The 17,541-nt window shown below is 63.6% G+C and carries 15 protein-coding genes; 12 read left to right on the forward strand and 3 right to left on the reverse strand.

Going from position 1 to position 17,541, the window contains the following annotated elements; genetic code table 11:
- Genes nuoF through nuoN form a run of 9 tightly spaced genes read left to right on the forward strand, consistent with a single transcriptional unit; the run spans position 1 to position 11,792 of the window.
- On the forward strand, positions 1 to 1,302 hold the full coding sequence (nuoF, locus tag CH266_RS11890; RefSeq protein WP_094715332.1) for an NADH-quinone oxidoreductase subunit NuoF: 1,302 nt from the start codon (positions 1 to 3) through the stop codon (positions 1,300 to 1,302).
- Entirely contained in the window at positions 1,299 to 3,905 is a 2,607-nt protein-coding gene (locus CH266_RS11895; protein WP_094715333.1) for an NADH-quinone oxidoreductase subunit G, read from the forward strand. The genes nuoF and CH266_RS11895 overlap by 4 nt, the downstream gene beginning before the upstream one ends.
- 26 nt (positions 3,906 to 3,931) lie before the next feature.
- Complete coding sequence (gene nuoH / locus CH266_RS11900; protein ID WP_094715512.1) at positions 3,932 to 5,212, forward strand: NADH-quinone oxidoreductase subunit NuoH; 1,281 nt, start codon at positions 3,932 to 3,934, stop codon at positions 5,210 to 5,212.
- Positions 5,205 to 5,750, forward strand: a complete 546-nt coding sequence (nuoI, locus tag CH266_RS11905) for an NADH-quinone oxidoreductase subunit NuoI (RefSeq protein ID WP_094652972.1) — start codon at positions 5,205 to 5,207, stop codon at positions 5,748 to 5,750. Before nuoH ends, nuoI begins: the two co-directional genes overlap by 8 nt.
- Entirely contained in the window at positions 5,747 to 6,514 is a 768-nt protein-coding gene (locus tag CH266_RS11910) for an NADH-quinone oxidoreductase subunit J (protein ID WP_094715334.1), read from the forward strand. Before nuoI ends, CH266_RS11910 begins: the two co-directional genes overlap by 4 nt.
- A complete protein-coding gene (gene nuoK / locus CH266_RS11915) occupies positions 6,511 to 6,810 on the forward strand; it encodes an NADH-quinone oxidoreductase subunit NuoK (protein ID WP_032383367.1) in 300 nt (99 codons plus the stop codon). Before CH266_RS11910 ends, nuoK begins: the two co-directional genes overlap by 4 nt.
- A 16-nt stretch (positions 6,811 to 6,826) precedes the next feature.
- Positions 6,827 to 8,698, forward strand: a complete 1,872-nt coding sequence (gene nuoL, locus CH266_RS11920; RefSeq protein WP_094715335.1) for an NADH-quinone oxidoreductase subunit L — start codon at positions 6,827 to 6,829, stop codon at positions 8,696 to 8,698.
- On the forward strand, positions 8,695 to 10,233 hold the full coding sequence (locus tag CH266_RS11925) for an NADH-quinone oxidoreductase subunit M (RefSeq protein WP_094715336.1): 1,539 nt from the start codon (positions 8,695 to 8,697) through the stop codon (positions 10,231 to 10,233). The genes nuoL and CH266_RS11925 overlap by 4 nt, the downstream gene beginning before the upstream one ends.
- Positions 10,230 to 11,792, forward strand: coding sequence for an NADH-quinone oxidoreductase subunit NuoN (gene nuoN / locus CH266_RS11930; RefSeq protein WP_094715337.1), 1,563 nt, complete (start codon positions 10,230 to 10,232; stop codon positions 11,790 to 11,792). Before CH266_RS11925 ends, nuoN begins: the two co-directional genes overlap by 4 nt.
- Positions 11,793 to 11,803: 11 nt before the next feature.
- Here the strand turns inward: nuoN and CH266_RS11935 are convergent, their stop codons facing one another.
- Positions 11,804 to 12,283: a DUF4188 domain-containing protein gene (locus CH266_RS11935; protein WP_032370831.1), complete on the reverse strand. Its 480-nt coding sequence runs from the start codon at positions 12,281 to 12,283 to the stop codon at positions 11,804 to 11,806.
- 81 nt (positions 12,284 to 12,364) lie between these two features.
- Here CH266_RS11935 and CH266_RS11940 point away from each other — a divergent pair, with 81 nt between their 5' ends.
- On the forward strand, positions 12,365 to 12,958 hold the full coding sequence (locus CH266_RS11940) for a TetR/AcrR family transcriptional regulator (protein WP_094715338.1): 594 nt from the start codon (positions 12,365 to 12,367) through the stop codon (positions 12,956 to 12,958).
- Here CH266_RS11940 and CH266_RS11945 read toward each other — a convergent pair.
- Both CH266_RS11945 and CH266_RS11950 read right to left on the reverse strand, forming a co-directional pair.
- Entirely contained in the window at positions 12,952 to 13,875 is a 924-nt protein-coding gene (locus CH266_RS11945) for a YdcF family protein (RefSeq protein WP_094715339.1), read from the reverse strand. The genes CH266_RS11940 and CH266_RS11945 overlap by 7 nt on opposite strands.
- A 127-nt stretch (positions 13,876 to 14,002) precedes the next feature.
- The gene (locus tag CH266_RS11950) at positions 14,003 to 14,257 is read right to left on the reverse strand and encodes a hypothetical protein (RefSeq protein WP_032370974.1); all 255 of its coding nucleotides are present in this window, start codon (positions 14,255 to 14,257) and stop codon (positions 14,003 to 14,005) included.
- 212 nt (positions 14,258 to 14,469) lie between these two features.
- Here CH266_RS11950 and CH266_RS11955 point away from each other — a divergent pair, with 212 nt between their 5' ends.
- Together CH266_RS11955 and CH266_RS11960 are read left to right on the forward strand one after the other, a co-directional pair.
- On the forward strand, positions 14,470 to 15,996 hold the full coding sequence (locus tag CH266_RS11955) for an aldehyde dehydrogenase family protein (RefSeq protein ID WP_176457074.1): 1,527 nt from the start codon (positions 14,470 to 14,472) through the stop codon (positions 15,994 to 15,996).
- A gap of 24 nt (positions 15,997 to 16,020) precedes the next feature.
- Complete coding sequence (locus CH266_RS11960) at positions 16,021 to 17,532, forward strand: APC family permease (RefSeq protein WP_032366458.1); 1,512 nt, start codon at positions 16,021 to 16,023, stop codon at positions 17,530 to 17,532.
- The last annotated feature ends 9 nt before the right edge of the window (positions 17,533 to 17,541 follow it).

Genomic DNA, 17,541 nt, shown 5'->3' on the forward strand with positions numbered 1-17,541 from the left:
ATGGCCCTGACGCCGGTGTTGAGCGAGTTCTGGGACGAGAAGGATTCCTGGACGTTCGACGTCTACCGCAGCCACGACGGATACCGCGGGCTCGAGAAGGCCCTCGCGATGGACCCCGACGACCTCATCGCCTTCGTCAAGGAATCCGGATTACGCGGTCGCGGCGGCGCAGGATTTCCGACCGGAACGAAGTGGAGCTTCATCCCGCAGAACGACGGTAAAGAGCATTATCTGGTGGTCAATGCCGACGAGTCCGAGCCGGGTACCTGCAAGGACATGCCACTGCTGATGGCGAGCCCGCACACGCTGGTCGAAGGAATAGTGATCGCCGCGTACGCAATTCGCGCATCCCATGCATTCGTGTACGTCCGCGGCGAGGTAGTGCCGGTGCTACGCAGGCTGCAGGCTGCGGTCGCCGAGTCCTACGCGGCGGGCTATCTGGGAAAGGGTGTTCTCGGAACAAGTTTCGACTTGGAGTTGGTGATCCACGCCGGAGCCGGCGCCTACATCTGCGGTGAGGAGACAGCCCTCCTCGACTCGTTGGAAGGTCGGCGCGGACAACCTCGGCTGCGGCCACCGTTCCCCGCAGTGGCGGGCCTCTACGCGCGCCCGACGGTGGTGAACAACGTCGAATCGATTGCCAGTGTTCCAGTGATCCTGCGCAAAGGAATCGAGTGGTTCCGATCGATGGGTACCGAGAAGTCGCCCGGCTTCACGCTGTACTCCATCTCGGGCCACGTCTGCCGTCCAGGCCAGTATGAGGCACCGTTGGGGATCACGCTGCGGGAGTTGCTCGGCTACGCGGGCGGGATCAGACCGGGACACGAACTGAAGTTCTGGACGCCGGGAGGATCCTCGACGCCGATGTTCACCGGCGAGCATCTCGATGTCCCACTCGACTACGAGGGCGTCGGTGCCGCCGGATCGATGCTGGGCACCAAGGCCCTGCAAATATTCGACGAGACGACCTGCGTGGTGCGAGCGGTGCTGCGCTGGACCGAGTTCTACGCACACGAATCCTGCGGCAAATGCACACCGTGCCGGGAGGGCACGTACTGGCTGGTGCAAATCCTGCGCCGCCTCGACGGTGGAACCGGCACCGAGGCCGACCTGACGACCCTGCTCGACATCGCCGACGGCATCGCCGGAAAGTCCTTCTGCGCGTTGGGAGACGGTGCTGCCAGCCCGATCGTGTCTTCGCTGAAGTACTTCCGTGACGAATACATCCGTCACGTCACCGAGCAGGGATGCCCATTCGATCCACACCGATCGACCCTGATGGCAGAGGAGCTGACGTCATGACTGCAGCAGCACATGGTCGTTCCGCAGGCTCCACTCCTGCATCTTCGGGTCGTTCCGCAGGCTCCACTCCTGCCAATCCCGATCAGTCGGTCACCCGAGTAGAGATGGTGACACTGACCATCGACGACCACGAGATCAGTGTTCCCAAGGGCACGTTGGTGATTCGCGCGGCGGAGTTGATGGGCGTACAGATTCCGCGATTCTGCGATCATCCGCTGCTCGATCCGGTGGGCGCCTGCCGCCAATGTCTGGTCGATGTCGAGGGGCAACGCAAGCCGTTGGCGTCCTGTACGACGACCGTGGCCGAGGGCATGGTGGTGCGCACTCAGGTGACGTCGGAGGTCGCGGGCAAAGCGCAACGTGGCGTCATGGAATTGCTGCTGATCAATCATCCTCTCGATTGCCCGGTGTGCGACAAGGGCGGTGAGTGTCCACTGCAGAATCAGGCGATGGCCGCGGGTCGCACCGAGTCCAGGTTCACCGAGACCAAACGTACGTATCCCAAACCGATTCCGTTGTCGGCCGAGGTTCTGCTCGATCGCGAACGCTGTGTCCTGTGCGCTCGATGTACTCGCTTCGCGGCGCAGGTTGCCGGTGATCCGTCTATCGAGCTGCTCGAACGCGGTGCCGTGCAACAGGTCGGCATCTTCGGCACCGAGCCGTTCGACTCCTACTTCTCGGGAAACACCGTCCAGATCTGCCCCGTGGGTGCACTGACGAACACCGAGTATCGGTTCCGAGCGCGCCCGTACGATCTGACGTCCTCGCCGAGCGTGTGCGAACACTGCGCAGGAGGCTGTGCGCAACGCACGGATCATCGTCGTGGCAAGGTCCTCCGCCGCTTGGCTGGTGACGATCCCCAGGTCAACGAAGAGTGGAACTGCGACAAGGGCCGGTGGGCATTCAAGTACGCCAGCGAGCCGGACCGCATCGGCGCACCGATGGTCAGAGACGAATCGGGGGCTCTGGTCGAGACGTCCTGGTCGGCCGCATTGGCGGCGGCGGCAACGGGACTGGCTGCGTCGATCGGGAACGCTGCGGTACTCGTGGGCGGAAGATCGACTGTCGAAGACTCCTACGCATACGCCAAGTTCGCGCGAACACTGCTGCACACCAATGACATCGACTTCCGCAACCGTGCTCACAGCGCCGAGGAAGCGGAGTTCCTGGCCGGTCGTATCGCGGCGACGGGGCTGGGCGTGACCTACTCGGATCTCGAAAACGCTCCTGTGGTGTTGATGGTGGGGTTCGAGCCGGAAGAAGAGTCACCGCTGGTCTTCCTCAGGTTACGCAAGGCGCGCCGGACGCGCGGCGTGGTCGTGGCGTCGATCGCACCCTGGGCCAGCCGCGGTCTGCGCAAGCTCGACGGGGTGCTACTGCAGTCGATTCCCGGCGAGGAACCACAGTGGCTCGACGCACTGCACGTCGGTGACCGCGGTACCGAATCGATCGCCCAGCTCCTCCGGAGCCCGGGAGCGATCGTGCTCGTGGGCGAGCGGCTCGGTTCCGTTCCCGGTGCATTGTCCGCAGCGTCGAAGTTGGCCGACGACACCGGAGCGAACCTGGCATGGATTCCGCGACGGGCAGGAGAGCGCGGTGCCCTCGACGCAGGCACGTTGCCGAACCTGCTGCCGGGCGGGCGGCCCGTCGCCGACGCCGCCGCCCGCGCCGAGGTGGCAGCCGTGTGGGGAGTGACAGAACTGCCTACAGGTGCGGGCCGAGATACCGCGGCGATACTGGCGGATGCCGGGCCTGACCGCGCCCTGATCACCGCAGGGATCGACCCGGACGATCTGCCCGATCCGCAGGGTGCGCTCGACGCGGTGGACCGATCGGCCTTCGTGGTCAGCCTGGAACTACGCCACAGCGCCGTCACCGAGCGGGCCGACGTGGTGTTTCCGGTGGCACCGGTGGTCGACAAGCCCGGAACCTTCGTCGACTGGGAGGGCAGGCCTCGCACGTTCGACACCGCACTTGGTGCCGGCGCAGTATTACCCGACCAACGCGTTCTCGACGCCATTGCCGCGCAGATGGGAGTCGAACTGTCGCTACCCGACGCGGCGGCGGCGCGCGGCGAGTTGGCACGGCTGGGAGCCTGGAGCGGATCACGGATTCCTGTGGCCCGAGTGGCACCACGGCGAGATATGCCGACGCTCTCCATCGGCCAGGCAATTCTGGCCACCTGGCGAATGCTCATCGATTCGGGACGGATGCAGGACGGCGAGGACAATCTCGCGCAGACCGGCCGGGCACCCGTGATCAGACTGTCCGAGACGACGGCGTCGAGCATCGAAGCGTCGCCCGGCGACCTGGTCAGGGTCGAGACGGGCCGGGGCTCGATCACGTTGCCACTGAAGATCACCGATCTACCCGACAACGTGGTGTGGGTACCGATGAACTCGCCCGGTTCTTCGGTGTACGGCACACTCGGCGCAGAGTCGGGTGCGGTGGTGAGGATTTGCAGGGATCAGCCTGCGGAACGACCCGGGGGTGCAGGAGTGGAGCCTGCGGAACGACCCGGGGGTGCGGGAGTGGAGCCTGCGGAACGACCCGTGGGTGCAGGAGTGGAGCCTGCGGAACGACCCGAGGGTGGTGCGTCGTGATTGTCGCAGCGCCGACCGATCTGTCGATGTTCGGCACCGACCCGTGGTGGCTGGTGGTCGGCAAGGCCCTGGCGGTCTTCGTTTTTCTGGTGCTCACACCGCTCGTGGCCATCTACGCCGAGCGCAAGATCATGGCGTGGATGCAGATGCGCGTCGGGCCCAATCGGGTGGGTCCGTGGGGACTGTTGCAGTCTCTGATGGACGGGATCAAGCTCGCTCTGAAAGAGGGCATCACTCCGACCGGCGTCGACAAGCCGATTTACATTCTGGCTCCGATCATTTCGGTGGTCCCTGCCTTCATGGCCTTCGCGGTGATTCCGTTCGGTCCCGAGGTGTCGGTGTTCGGCTCTACGACTCCGCTTCAGATGACCGACCTGCCGGTGGGGGTTCTGTACATCCTCGCGGTCACCTCGGTGGGTGTGTACGGGATCGTCCTGGCCGGTTGGGCGTCGAGTTCGACGTATCCGTTGCTGGGCGCACTGCGTTCGACGGCTCAGGTCATTTCCTACGAGGTTGCGATGGGGCTTTCGTTCGCTGCGGTGTTCCTGTACGCGGGCACCATGTCGACGTCCGGAATCGTTGGTGCGCAACAGAACACCTGGTACGTGTTCCTGTTGTTGCCGTCGTTCCTGGTGTACGTGACGGCGATGGTGGGTGAAACCAACCGCGCGCCGTTCGACTTGCCCGAGGCCGAGGGGGAGTTGGTGGGCGGGTTCCACACCGAATATTCCTCCTTGCGTTTCGCGATGTTCATGCTTGCCGAGTACATCAACATGGTCACGGTGTCGGCGCTCGCGACCACGTTGTTCCTGGGTGGCTGGCGGGCTCCGGTTCCGTTGAGTCTGTGGAGCGGTGCCAATTCCGGGTGGTGGCCGGTGCTGTGGTTCGTCGCCAAGGTGTGGGTGTTCCTGTTCGTCTTCATCTGGTTGCGGTCGACGTTGCCGCGGTTGCGTTATGACCAGTTCATGAACTTCGGCTGGAAGATCCTCATTCCCGTCGCTCTGATCTGGGTGATGGTGATCGCGACGGTGCGGGTACTGGGGGCCGGGCGATACGACGTACCTCTGGTCACGTTCGTGGTGTCGACGATCTTTGCAGTCGCCGTCCTGGGTTCGCTGCTGCTCTTACTGCGCCGCCGCGCGCGCACACGAAACCTGCCGCCTGCTGCACCCGTCGCACCGTTCGACGCTGCGGCGGGCGGGTTTCCCGTACCTCCCATTCCGAAGCAGGGCACGAACATCGCGAGCCGGCACGCCGGCGCACGGTCCACCGTGGCCGCGTCCCAGAAGGAGAACGCCGATGCCTGAATTCCTCGGTCCCATAGCAGGTTTCGGTGTCACCTTCGCCACCATGTTCAAAAAGCCCGAAACCGAGCTGTATCCGGAGGAGAAGAAGCCGACCGAGATGCGCTATCACGGCCGCCATCAGCTCAACAGGTACGCCGACGGGCTCGAGAAGTGCATTGGTTGCGAACTCTGTGCGTGGGCCTGCCCGGCCGACGCGATCTATGTCGAAGGTGCCGACAATACCGAGACCGAACGGTTTTCGCCGGGCGAGCGATACGGCGGGGTCTACCAGATCAACTATCTCCGGTGCATCGGCTGCGGACTGTGTGTGGAGGCCTGTCCCACACGGGCTCTGACGATGACCAACGAATACGAACTGGCCGGTGACAACAGAGCCGACCTGATCTACGAGAAGGATTCGCTGCTGGCACCGCTGGAGCCGGACATGGTGCCGCCGCCGCACGCGATGGCACCGGGGTGTTCGGCAGAGGACTACTACCGCGGTGCCGTCACCGGTGCCGAGAGCGAGGCCGATACGGATCGAGGGCCGGTTCGATGACTGCCACCGTTCAGCTCGCGCTCGAGGCAACCTCCACCGGCGAGGCCGTGCAGTTCTGGACCCTCGGTGTCGTTGCGGTCATCGGTGCACTGGGTGTGGTGATGAGCACGAAGGCCGTCTACTCGGCACTGTTCCTCGCGGCCACCATGGTCGTTCTCGCTACCTTCTACATGGCCCAAGGGGCCCTGTTTCTCGGTGTCGTGCAGATCGTCGTCTACACCGGCGCGGTCATGATGCTGTTTCTGTTCGTCCTGATGCTCGTCGGGGTCGACACCTCGGAGTCGTTGACCGAGACACTGCGCGGGCACCGTATCGCGGCCGTTGTCATCGGAATCGGCTTCGGGCTGTTGATCTTCGGGGTGCTGCTGCGCGACTCGGCCCGCGCCGGGCGACTCGATTTCGCCGGACTCGACGCGGCCAACTCCACCGGGAACGTAGAAGGCCTGGCCGAGCTGATCTTCGTCGAGTACGTCTGGGCGTTCGAGCTGACCGGCGCGCTGTTGATCACGGCCACCATCGGGGCGATGATTCTGGCGCACCGGGAGGCTCTGGGACCGGTGAAGGGTCAGCGGGAGATGTCGCAGGACCGGTTCCGTGACGGCTCCAGGGTGACGCCGCTGCCGAGCCCCGGTGTGTTCGCTCGTCACAACGGCGTCGATCGACGGGCTCTGCTCCCGGACGGAAGCGAGTCGGACTCGTCCGTCAACGCACTGTTCGCCGATCGAGGCATCGAGTACAAGGTGGACGGGGGTGACGTGCGATGAATCCAGAGAACTACCTCTACCTGTCGGTTCTGCTGTTCACGATCGGCGCGGCGGGAGTCATCGTCAGGCGCAACGCCATCATCGTGTTCATGTGCATCGAATTGATGCTCAACGCAGTCAATCTCGCGTTCGTCACGTTCTCTCGCATGCACGGCAATCTCGACGGCCAGTTGTTCGCGTTCTTCACCATGGTGGTCGCTGCAGCCGAGGTGGTGGTGGGCCTGGCGATCATCATGGCCATCTTCCGTTCTCGTCGCTCGATCTCGATGGACGAGAACAATCTGATGAAGAACTGACGGGGGAGCAGAAACGATGTCGATCCTGTGGCTTCTCCCGGCTCTGCCGGCGTTCGGTGCGGCCGTCCTTCTGCTCGGTGGCCGGCGCTGCAACTCGTGGGGCCACCTTCTCGCGACGGCCGCCGCGGTGTCGTCGTTCGTCGTTGCGGCGCTGGTGTTCTCGTCGATGCTCGGACGGGACGAGTCGGACAGAACATTCACTCACACGCTGTTCCGCTGGGTGCCCGTCGACGAATTGCAGGTCGATTTCGGCATGCGTGCCGATCAACTCTCGATCTGTTTCGTCCTGTTGATCACCGGGGTCGGATCACTCATTCACGTGTACTCGATCGGGTACATGAGCCATGACCCGGAGCGGCGACGCTTCTTCGCGTACCTCAATCTGTTTCTCGCAGCCATGCTGCTGCTGGTGCTGGCAGACAATTTCCTCGGCCTCTATCTGGGGTGGGAGGGTGTCGGTCTGGCGTCGTACTTGCTCATCGGATTCTGGCAACACAAGCCATCGGCAGCGACGGCTGCTCGAAAAGCGTTCGTGGTCAACCGCGTCGGCGATATCGGCTTGGCCATCGCCCTGATGATCATGTTCGTGAACTTCGGGTCTGTGCAGTACGACGTGGTGTTCGCGGGAATCGGGAACGCGGGTGAATCGGTGGCGACCGCCATGGCACTGATGTTGCTGCTGGCGGCCTGCGGAAAGTCGGCCCAGGTGCCGCTGCAGTCGTGGCTCGGCGACGCGATGGAGGGCCCGACGCCGGTCTCCGCACTCATCCACGCGGCGACGATGGTCACCGCCGGGGTGTATCTCGTCGTCCGATCCGGACCGGTGTTCGAGGCCTCGCCGGTGGCGCGGGCGGCGACCGTCACGGTCGGCGCGGTGACGTTGCTGTTCGGTGCCGTCATCGGTTGTGCGAAAGACGACATCAAGAAGGCGCTCGCCGCCTCGACGATGAGTCAGATCGGGTACATGGTGCTCGCGGCCGGACTCGGCCCGTCCGGCTATGCCTTCGCCATCGTGCTGCTGCTGTCGCACGGATTCTTCAAGGCAGGCCTGTTCCTGGGGGCCGGCTCGGTGATGCACGCGATGAACGACGAGACCGACATGCGACGGTTCGGCGGGCTCCGTGCCGCGATGCCGATCACGTTCGTCACGTTCGGTCTCGGCTACCTCGCCATCATCGGAGTTCCGCCGTTCTCCGGTTTCTTCGCCAAGGATCCGATCATCGAGATTGCGTTCGCGGCCGGGGGAGCGGCAGGTGTGGTGCTGGGCTGCGTCACGTTGCTCGGTGCGGGCTTGACGGCCTTCTACATGACTCGGGTGATGCTGATGACGTTCTTCGGCCCGAAACGCTGGGCGGCGCACGCACATCCGCACGAAGCGTCGGCGACGATGACGGCTCCGATGATTCTGTTGGCCGTCGGCTCGGTGGCATCGGGTGCCTTCCTTGCGGTGGGTGGACGCCTCGAGACGTGGCTGGAACCGGTGGTGGGATCGGCGCACGAAGAACACGCGATACCTGCCTGGGTCGTGACGGTCGCAGTTCTGGCGGTGGTACTCGTGGGTGCAGGCGTCGCGTACCGGAAGTACATCGCTCGTGACGTTCCCCCGACTCCACCCGAGGACGTATCGGTGCTGACCAGAGCCGCACGCGCTGACCTGTACGGCGACGCCTTCAACGAGGCAGCATTCATGCGGCCCGGTCAAAAGCTCACGAACACAATGGTATTCGCCGACAAGGCGGGTATCGACGCGGTCGTGGACGGGGTGGGGAGATCGATCGGCGGAGTATCCACTCGATCGAGGCGGCTGCAGACCGGATTCGTACGGTCCTATGCGTTGGCGATGTTCGCGGGGGCAGTTCTCGTCGTGCTGATGGTGGTGGTCCTGTGACGTTCCCCTGGCTGACCGTCCTGTGGGTTCTGCCGATTCTCGGCGCGATTGTCGTCGCCCTGGTCCCGGCCGATCGACCGACGATCGCACGCAGCGTCGCCGTGGGCTTCGCCGCCGGCACACTCGCGGTGTCGGTGGTACTCGCCGTGGCATTCGACTCCGGTGGCGATCGCTACCAGTTCCTCGAAGACCATTCGTGGATAGCGGCATTCGGTGCGCGCTACACGCTCGGCCTCGACGGAATAGGCCTCGTGCTGGTGTTGCTCACCACCGTTCTGACCCCATTGCTCCTCGTCGCGGGCTGGCACGACGGCAGCCGTGTGGCGAACTACGGATCGCGCCGGGTCTCGCACACCTACATGGCGTTGATCCTGGTGGTCGAGTCCATGGTGATCGTCTCGTTCCTCGCGTTGGACGTATTGCTGTTCTACATCTTCTTCGAGGCGATGTTGATTCCCATGTACTTCCTCATCGGTGGTTTCGGTGGTTCCGAAAGAACCCGCGCCGCGGTGAAGTTCCTGCTCTACAACCTGTTCGGTGGACTGGTGATGCTGGCTGCCGTCATCGGGTTGTACGTCGCCACGGCCAGGCCCGACGGCCCGTTCGACGGCGGGACGTTCGATCTACGCGCGATCGCGGATGCGGCGTCATCGGGGGGACTCGGTGTGGATCCGATGGTTCTGAACGCGCTGTTCCTCGGCTTCATGTTCGCGTTCGCGATCAAGGCACCGCTGTGGCCGTTCCACACGTGGCTACCCGACGCTGCAGTGCAGTCCACCCCGGCGACTGCTGTGCTGATGATGTCGGTGGTGGACAAGGTCGGCACCTTCGCCATGCTGCGCTTCTGCCTCGAGCTCTTTCCCGGTTCGTCGCAGACGTTCGCCCCGTGGATCATCACGCTCGCAGTGATCGGAATCGTGTACGGCGCGATACTGGCGATCGGTCAGACCGACATGATGAGACTCATTGCCTACACCTCGATTTCGCACTTCGGGTTCATCATCCTCGGCATCTTCGCGATGACCGGTCAGAGTCAGGCCGGTGCGACGCTCTACATGGTCAACCATGGAATCTCCACCGCCGCATTGTTCTTGATCGCCGGCTTTCTCGTGTCCCGTCGTGGCTCACGGGCGATCGCCGACTACGGCGGCGTCCAGAAGGTCGCGCCGGTGCTCGCCGGAACGTTTCTGATCTCTGGTCTGGCCACGCTCTCGCTACCCGGTCTTGCCCCGTTCATCAGCGAATTCTTGGTGCTGATCGGCACATTCGGTCGCTACGGCGTCGCCGCGATCGTGGCCACCGGTGCGCTCGTGCTGTCGGCGATCTACATTCTCTGGCTCTACCAACGGGTGATGACGGGGCCCGTCCGAGAGGGCAGCGAGAAGATCTCCGATCTCGTTCCCCGTGAGGCGTTGGTGGTGGTCCCGTTGCTCGCGTTGCTGATCGTGTTCGGGGTGTACCCGAAACCGGCACTCGATATCATCACTCCGGCAGTGCAATCCACGATCGTCGACAGTGCAGGAGGTCAACGATGACCACTCCCGAAGTGCAGTACGGTCTGCTGTCGCCCATGTTGATCGTCTTCGGTGTCGCGGTTCTCGGGGTTCTCGTCGAGGCGTTCGTACCGCTACGTGCTCGTCGCGCAACCCACGTGGGTCTCGCTCTGGCAGGGCTGGTCGGCGCCCTCGCGGCAGTGCTCGGCCTGGCCGGCACCGAGGCAGCCGCGATGAACGGGGCCGTCGCGATCGACGGACCGACTCTGTTCCTGCAGGGAACCATTGTGCTCGTGGCAATTCCGGCAATCGCACTGTTGGCGGAGCGCACCGTCGCCGTCACCGGGGCCGGGGCCGAGCGCCGCATCGACTCGTTCACTCCGCAGGCCTCGACCACGCCGGGCAGCGTGGCAGAGAAGCAGGCCATCGATGCAGGCGTCGCCCAGACCGAGGTCTTTCCACTGGCGATGTTCGCGATCGGCGGCATGCTGCTCTTTCCGGCGTCCACGGATCTGCTGACGATGTTCGTGGCGCTGGAGGTGCTGTCGTTGCCGCTGTATCTGCTGTGCGGTCTGGCGAGACGACGACGACTGCTCTCTCAGGAAGCAGCCCTCAAATACTTTCTGCTGGGCGCGTTCTCGTCTGCGTTCTTCCTGTTCGGAGTCGCGTTCCTCTACGGCTACGCCGGGACGGTCCGATTGGACGGCATCGCCGACGCCATCACGGCAAACGGCCAGGGCAGATCGCTCGCGCTGATCGGAACCGCCTTGCTTGCGGTGGGTCTGCTGTTCAAAGTCGGTGCCGTGCCTTTCCATTCGTGGATTCCCGACGTCTACCAGGGTGCCCCTACTCCGGTGACGGCGCTGATGGCCACCGTGACCAAGGTGGCGGCCTTCGGTGCGATTCTGCGAATCTTCGGAATGGCGCTGCCCGGTCTCGAGTCGAGTTGGCGTCCGATGTTGTGGGTGATCGCCATCGCGACGATGGTGCTCGGTTCGGTTGTCGCGGTGACGCAGACCGACGTCAAACGGATGCTGGCCTACTCGTCCGTGGCGCACACCGGGTTCATCCTCACCGGAGTGACTGCGCTGGGTAGTTCGGGTGATGTACGTGATTCGGGGGTGTCGGCCACGATGTTCTACCTGCTTGCCTATGCCTTCAGCACGCTGGGTGGATTCGCGGTCATCGGTCTGGCCCGAGACGAACGCGGTGAGGTGAGCGACCTGGAGCGATGGGCGGGTATCGGTCGCCGCTCGCCGCTCGTCGCCGCTGTGTTCGGATTGTTCCTGCTCTCGTTCGCCGGGATCCCGCTCACCAGTGGGTTCATCGGTAAGTTCGCGGTGTTCAGCGCAGCCTCGGGTGCGGGGGGAGCCGCACTGGTCGTGGTCGGAGTGGTGTGCAGTGCGATTGCAGCGTTCTTCTACGTGCGCGTGATCGTGCTGATGTTCTTCACCGAATCCAGCGAACGGACCGCCACGGTGGTGCGTCCTACCGCGCCGGTGGCCTGTGCGATCGGGGTGTCGGTGGTCGTCACCGTGGCACTGGGAGTCTTTCCTCAGCCCGTTCTCGATATCGCCGCGCGGGCCGGGAACTTCCTCTAGCTCGTACAGGCCTACTTAGCGGACTTCATTCGCTGCTTCCACGTGTGCGAGCCGGTGCCCACGGGGATTCCACCGATGGCTCCCGCGAGGCCGAATGTCGGCATGTTGACGTAGATCGCTTCACTGTCCTGGGCTGTCGCGGTATAGGTTTCGTGCCATACGCCGACATGGCCGGTCGCAGCGACCGATCGGTTGAAGGCACGCCAGGCGGGGGCATGTGGTGCGTCGGGATCGGAGGCGAATCGCGTCAGGTCTTCCGCGTTGCGCCAGTAACTGACGAGCATGGTGGTGCGGCCCAACCACGAGTGGTAGCCGAGCAGTCCGGAGGTGGGATCCTGCTCGAGGTGGCTGAGCATCCGCGGCATCGCGCGCGCGGCGGGAAGCCAGGAGCGAACGGCAAGGGGATTGTTGATGCGCATTCCGATGAGGAAGACCGTGACGGTGTCGCGGTCGGATTCGACCGTGGTGCGGCCGTCGATGATGGATTGCATGTCGTGTTCCCGTCTGTTCGTTTCGGGGCCGAGCACATGGCGTGACACTGTTATAAAACACTGTTGTGATAGATTTCGCAAGTGGCGAGACCCAGAATTCACGATGCCGAACTGCGCACCCGGCTACTCGAAGCCGCAGCGGAAACCGTTGCGCGCCATGGCGTCGACTCGTTGTCGTTGCGTAAACTCGCGGCCGCGCAGGGCACCTCGACCACGGCCATCTACTCGCTGTTCGGCGGTCGAGCGGAGCTGCTGGTGGCTCTGTTCGGCGCGTCGTTCTCGAGTTTCGGTGACGCGCAACGCAGCGTTCCTGTCACCGGGGAATCCGAGGTCGACCTGCGCGAACTGGCATTTGCGTACCGCCGCTGGGCCATGGCCAACCCACACCTCTACGCAGTGATGTTCGGCGGAGTGCTCGGTTCGGTCGACGTATCCGATCAGGCACACCCCGCGGCCGCCGCGATGGATCCGCTTCGGGCGGCGGTGGCGAGCGCCGTCGAGGCAGGCACGATGAGCGGCGCGTCGGTGGACGTGATCAGCCACTCGTTCTGGGCGATCGTGCACGGTCTGGTGTCGCTCGAGTTGTCGATACCCGGGATGGCCGACGACGAGGATCGTCGGGTGATGTTCGACGCCGGGGCGGCGTCGGTGCTGCGCGGATGGATGCGTCAGTAGGTGCGCGGTATCCCGATGATCTTGGTGGCGTCGACGGTCATGCCCAACCGTGCTGTCGGTGCGAGCGCGGGCAGGGCCGGAAGATCGTCGGGGGTGGATGTGGCGGCACCGATCACGTCGGCACCAGCGATCTCGAAGTCGGAGATCGCTCGCCGAAGATGGCTGGGAGTTGTTGCGAGCACCAGATTCACAGCACCGATCTCAGCGGCCAGTGAGGTGGCGCGCTGCGCATTCTGCACCGTCGAATTCGCAGTGGACTCGGCGTGAATGCGGTCGGCCACAATCTCGTTGTCGATCAGCCACTTCTTCATCGCTTCGGCTTCGGTGACGCCGCCCTGCGGATTTCCACCGGTGACGATGATGGGTGATTCGGGGGAACGCTCGGCGACCGCGGCAGCGGATTTCAGTCGCTGCACCAATTCCGGTGCCATACTGCCGTCGTCGTTCAGGCCCAGGCCGAGCACCACGATTGCCGTCCTCACGCCATCGGTCGCAGGCGCGAAGTCGATCGTCTCCGTCGCCGCCTCGTCGATGACTTCGATAGCCCGATCCACCGCATCGGCAAGCGGGGGAGACAGGGCGTGCAGGCGGGCCGAGTGCTGCGCTCGCGCGTCGGCATCATCGGTTGCGTTGGCGTAGAACGTCTGCAGTGCTGCGACATTGGCATCGTTCGGTGCGGCGGTGGCAACCGCGTCCAGTGCGGCGAAACCGGTCTCGTAGCGACCCTTGACCAGAGCATTCTGCGCATCGTTGTACTGCTGCGCGTCGGCCGAACGTACTGCGTCGGCAATCGTTGGGGTCGAGATCGGCGCAGCGGGCTCGGCCGTCGCCGAACTGGATCCCATGGCGAGTCCGAACACGGCGATACAAGAGACCACGGCAACGCGAATCGACGGTTGTTGTCGGCCGGATCGCATTGTCGGCTGCCCTCCTGAACGATGACGGGTTTTCGTCACCCTAGCTCAGTTCGGTGCCAGTGTGGCTGGTGTTGTTCGAGTTGCTCGAGTTACAGGAATGTACTTCGGTGTCGGCTGAACTCGATCGTCACATCGTGACCGGAGCGCGTCCGCGGTCGGCTGGTTCGATGGTCACCTCGGCGTCGGGAAGGAAAACTCGCTCGGTCGTGGTGGTTCCGTCGACGCCATCGGTGACCGTCACCGCCACGTTCTCGGCAACCTGTCCAGCGCTTTCGATGAACCCGGTCGCGACACCCTCTTCGATGAGGAGATGATCACCCACCAACAGAAGAAGCTCATCCGCCGTCACCGTTCGCCTGCCGCCCACATCTTCGATTGTCATGAATGCCACCGTAGTGTGAATTGTCCGAATGGGTTGTTGCTCGGTCCCCGATCCCGGATTCGCACTGGTCGTCGCGCAGGCTCCACTCGAGCACCTGCGAGTTGCCGACGTATGTTCGACAATCATTGTTCTAGAACAGACCGATGGAGTCACCGGCCGCTGAGGCATACCGTAGACACACCAACAGGCCCCCACACGGAAGAAGGTGTCGAGTGACCGACTCCGATGCAGGATTCGACCCGAGCTCACTGCGGCCGTCGTTGTTCATCGACGGGCAATGGCAGGGAGCCGGTGACGGCGGGACCCGCGACATCGTCGATCCGTCCAACGGCAGCGTGGTGGCCGTCGTCGACGAGGCGACACCCGACGATGCCCTGGCTGCTGTTGCCGCGGCTCGGGCTGCGTTCGACGACGGCCCGTGGCGCTCGGTGACGGTGGGTGAGCGCAGTGATCTGCTCAATCGCATCGCAGATTTGCTCCAACGAGACAAGGTGAAGTTGGCGCATATCGAGACCCTCGATACCGGAAAGACGTTCGGCGAGAGTGAGATCGATATCGACGACGTCACCTCGGTGTTCCGCTTCTACGCCGATCTCGCTGTGGTGCAGGCAGATCGACTGATCGACGTCGACCGTCCGGAAATTCTGAGCCGAGTGGTGCACGAGCCCATCGGTGTCTGCGTGATGATCGCGCCTTGGAACTACCCGCTGTTGCAGATCTCGTGGAAAATCGCCCCCGCCTTGGCTGCCGGGTGCACCATGGTGCTCAAACCCAGCGAGGTGACGCCACTGAGCACCATCGCGTTCACCAAGCTCGTGGAAGAAGCGGGAGTGCCTGCCGGTGTGGTCAACCTGTTGCAGGGCAGCGGCGCGACGCTCGGAGATGCGCTCACCAGGAACCGCGACGTCGACTTCATCTCCTTCACCGGCGGACTCGCCACTGGCAGGCACATTCTTGCCGCGGCCGCGGAGAACGTCACGAAGGTGGCGGTGGAACTCGGGGGCAAGAATCCACACATCGTCTTCGCCGACGCGGTGGCCGACGAGCAGTCGTTCGCCGATTCGGTCGACAACGTACTGACCGGAGTGTTTCTGCATTCCGGTCAGGTGTGTTCGGCCGGTACCCGACTGATCATCGAGGAATCAGTGGCCGACCGGTTCGTGGCCGCCGTGGCAGAGCGTGCGAAGACCATCGTGATGGGGCCGGGTATGGACCCGGCCAGCGAGACCGGACCTCTGGTGTCGCAGGCGCAGCGCGAGAAGATCGAAGGCTTCGTGGCGACGGGTATCGAGGAGGGGGCCACCTTGGTCATAGGAGGTACCAAGCCGGACGATCCGTCCTTGAGCAAAGGTAGCTATTTCCTGCCCACCATCTTCGATCACTGCGATCGGTCGATGAATATCGTGCAAGACGAGACGTTCGGGCCCATACTCACTGTGGAGCGATTCGACACCGAGGCCGAGGCGCTTCTACTGGGTAACGATACGAATTACGGTCTCGCCGCGGGTGTTCGGACGTCCGACGCCGCGCGAGGCGAAAGAATGGTGCGTGGGCTGCGTCATGGCACGGTGTGGCTCAACGATTTCGGCGTCTACACCGCGGCCGCGGAATGGGGCGGCTTCAAGCAGTCCGGAAACGGCCGCGAACTCGGACCGTCCGGTATGTCCGAATACCAAGAAGCGAAACACATTTGGCACAACACCTCTCCTACCGCGGCGGGGTGGTTCGGTACCCGATAGAGCACGATGGGAAAGGCCACAGGCATGGCAATACTGAACGACAATTCGAGCGGAATGGACGATTTCGGTTACAAGGAATCGCTCGATCGAAGTCTCGGCAAATTCGCCAGCTTCGCCGCAGGCGTCAGCTACATCTCGATTCTCACCGGTACCTTTCAGCTGTTCTACTTCGGCTTCGGCACCGCCGGACCGGCATACCTGTGGTCGTGGCCTGCGGTCTTCGTCGGTCAGCTCTGCGTGGCACTGTGCTTCATGGAGTTGGCCGCGAAGTATCCGGTGGCGGGATCGGTGTACAACTGGGCGAAGCTGTTGGGCCGCAGGATCGTCGGTTGGTCGGCGGGCTGGTTGATGCTCACGGCATCGATCGTGACACTGGCCGCCGTTGCCCTCGCTCTGCAGCTGAATCTGCCACGCATCTGGAGCGGATTTCAGATCATCGGTGACGGCTCGGGAGCCACCGACTTCGCGGCCAATGCAGTGCTGCTCGGTGCGATTCTGATCGCCATCACCACCACGATCAACGCGCTGGGCGTTCGACTGATGGCGATGATCAACAGTGCGGGTGTGTTCATCGAACTCATCGCGGCCGTGCTCATCGCGATCTTGCTCGCGGCCAACATCACTCGAGGACCCGAGGTGTTCTTCTCCACCAACGGCTACGGTGCCGGTGAGAGCGGCGGCTACCTCGGTGCTTTCCTGGTGGCGTCGCTGGCGTCGGGATACGTCATGTACGGATTCGACACCGCGAGCTCGCTCGGGGAGGAAACCGTCGAACCTCGGCGCACCGCCCCCAAAGCGATCTTTCGCGCCATCCTCGCGTCGTTCGTCATCGGTGGAGCCATCCTGGTGTTCGCCGTCATGGCCGCGCCGGACCTGAACGATCCTTCCCTCGGCAGCCCCGACGGCAGCCTGCAATCCATCGTCGAATCGGTGATGTGGGGCCCGCTCGGCACCGTCTTCCTCATCTGCATCGTCATTGCGGTCTTCGTCTGCTCACTGGCAGTACACACCGCGGCGATCCGGCTCACGTTCGCCATGGCGCGAGACAACGCGTTGCCCTTCGGTGAGAGTCTGGCCAAGGTGAATCCGAAGACCCAGACCCCGGTGGTGCCCGCGGTGACCATCGGAGTGCTGGCCATCGTGATCCTCGTCGTCAACATCGGTCAGCCGCAGATCTTCACGGTCCTCACCTCGATCGCGATCATCATGATCTATCTCGCGTATCTGATGGTCACCGGACCACTGTTGGTCAAGCGCATCAAAGGCGAGTGGCCGCCGGAGGATCTCAAACCCGGCGGATACTTCACGATGGGTAAGTTCGGCCTGCCGGTCAACATTGCGGCGGTGGTGTGGGGTGCCGGGATGGCGCTCAACCTCGCCTGGCCGCGCGAGGCCGTGTACGGAACCCCCTGGTACAACACGTTCGGTGCGTTCGTCTACATCGGCGGCATCCTGGGCGTAGGCCTGCTGTGGTACGCACTCAAGGGGCGCAAGCACATCGGCACTCTGAAATCACATGCCTCCACAGGCAATTAGAAGGAGCGT

The organism is Rhodococcus sp. 06-1474-1B (assembly GCF_002258885.1).
GTDB lineage: Bacteria > Actinomycetota > Actinomycetes > Mycobacteriales > Mycobacteriaceae > Rhodococcoides > Rhodococcoides fascians.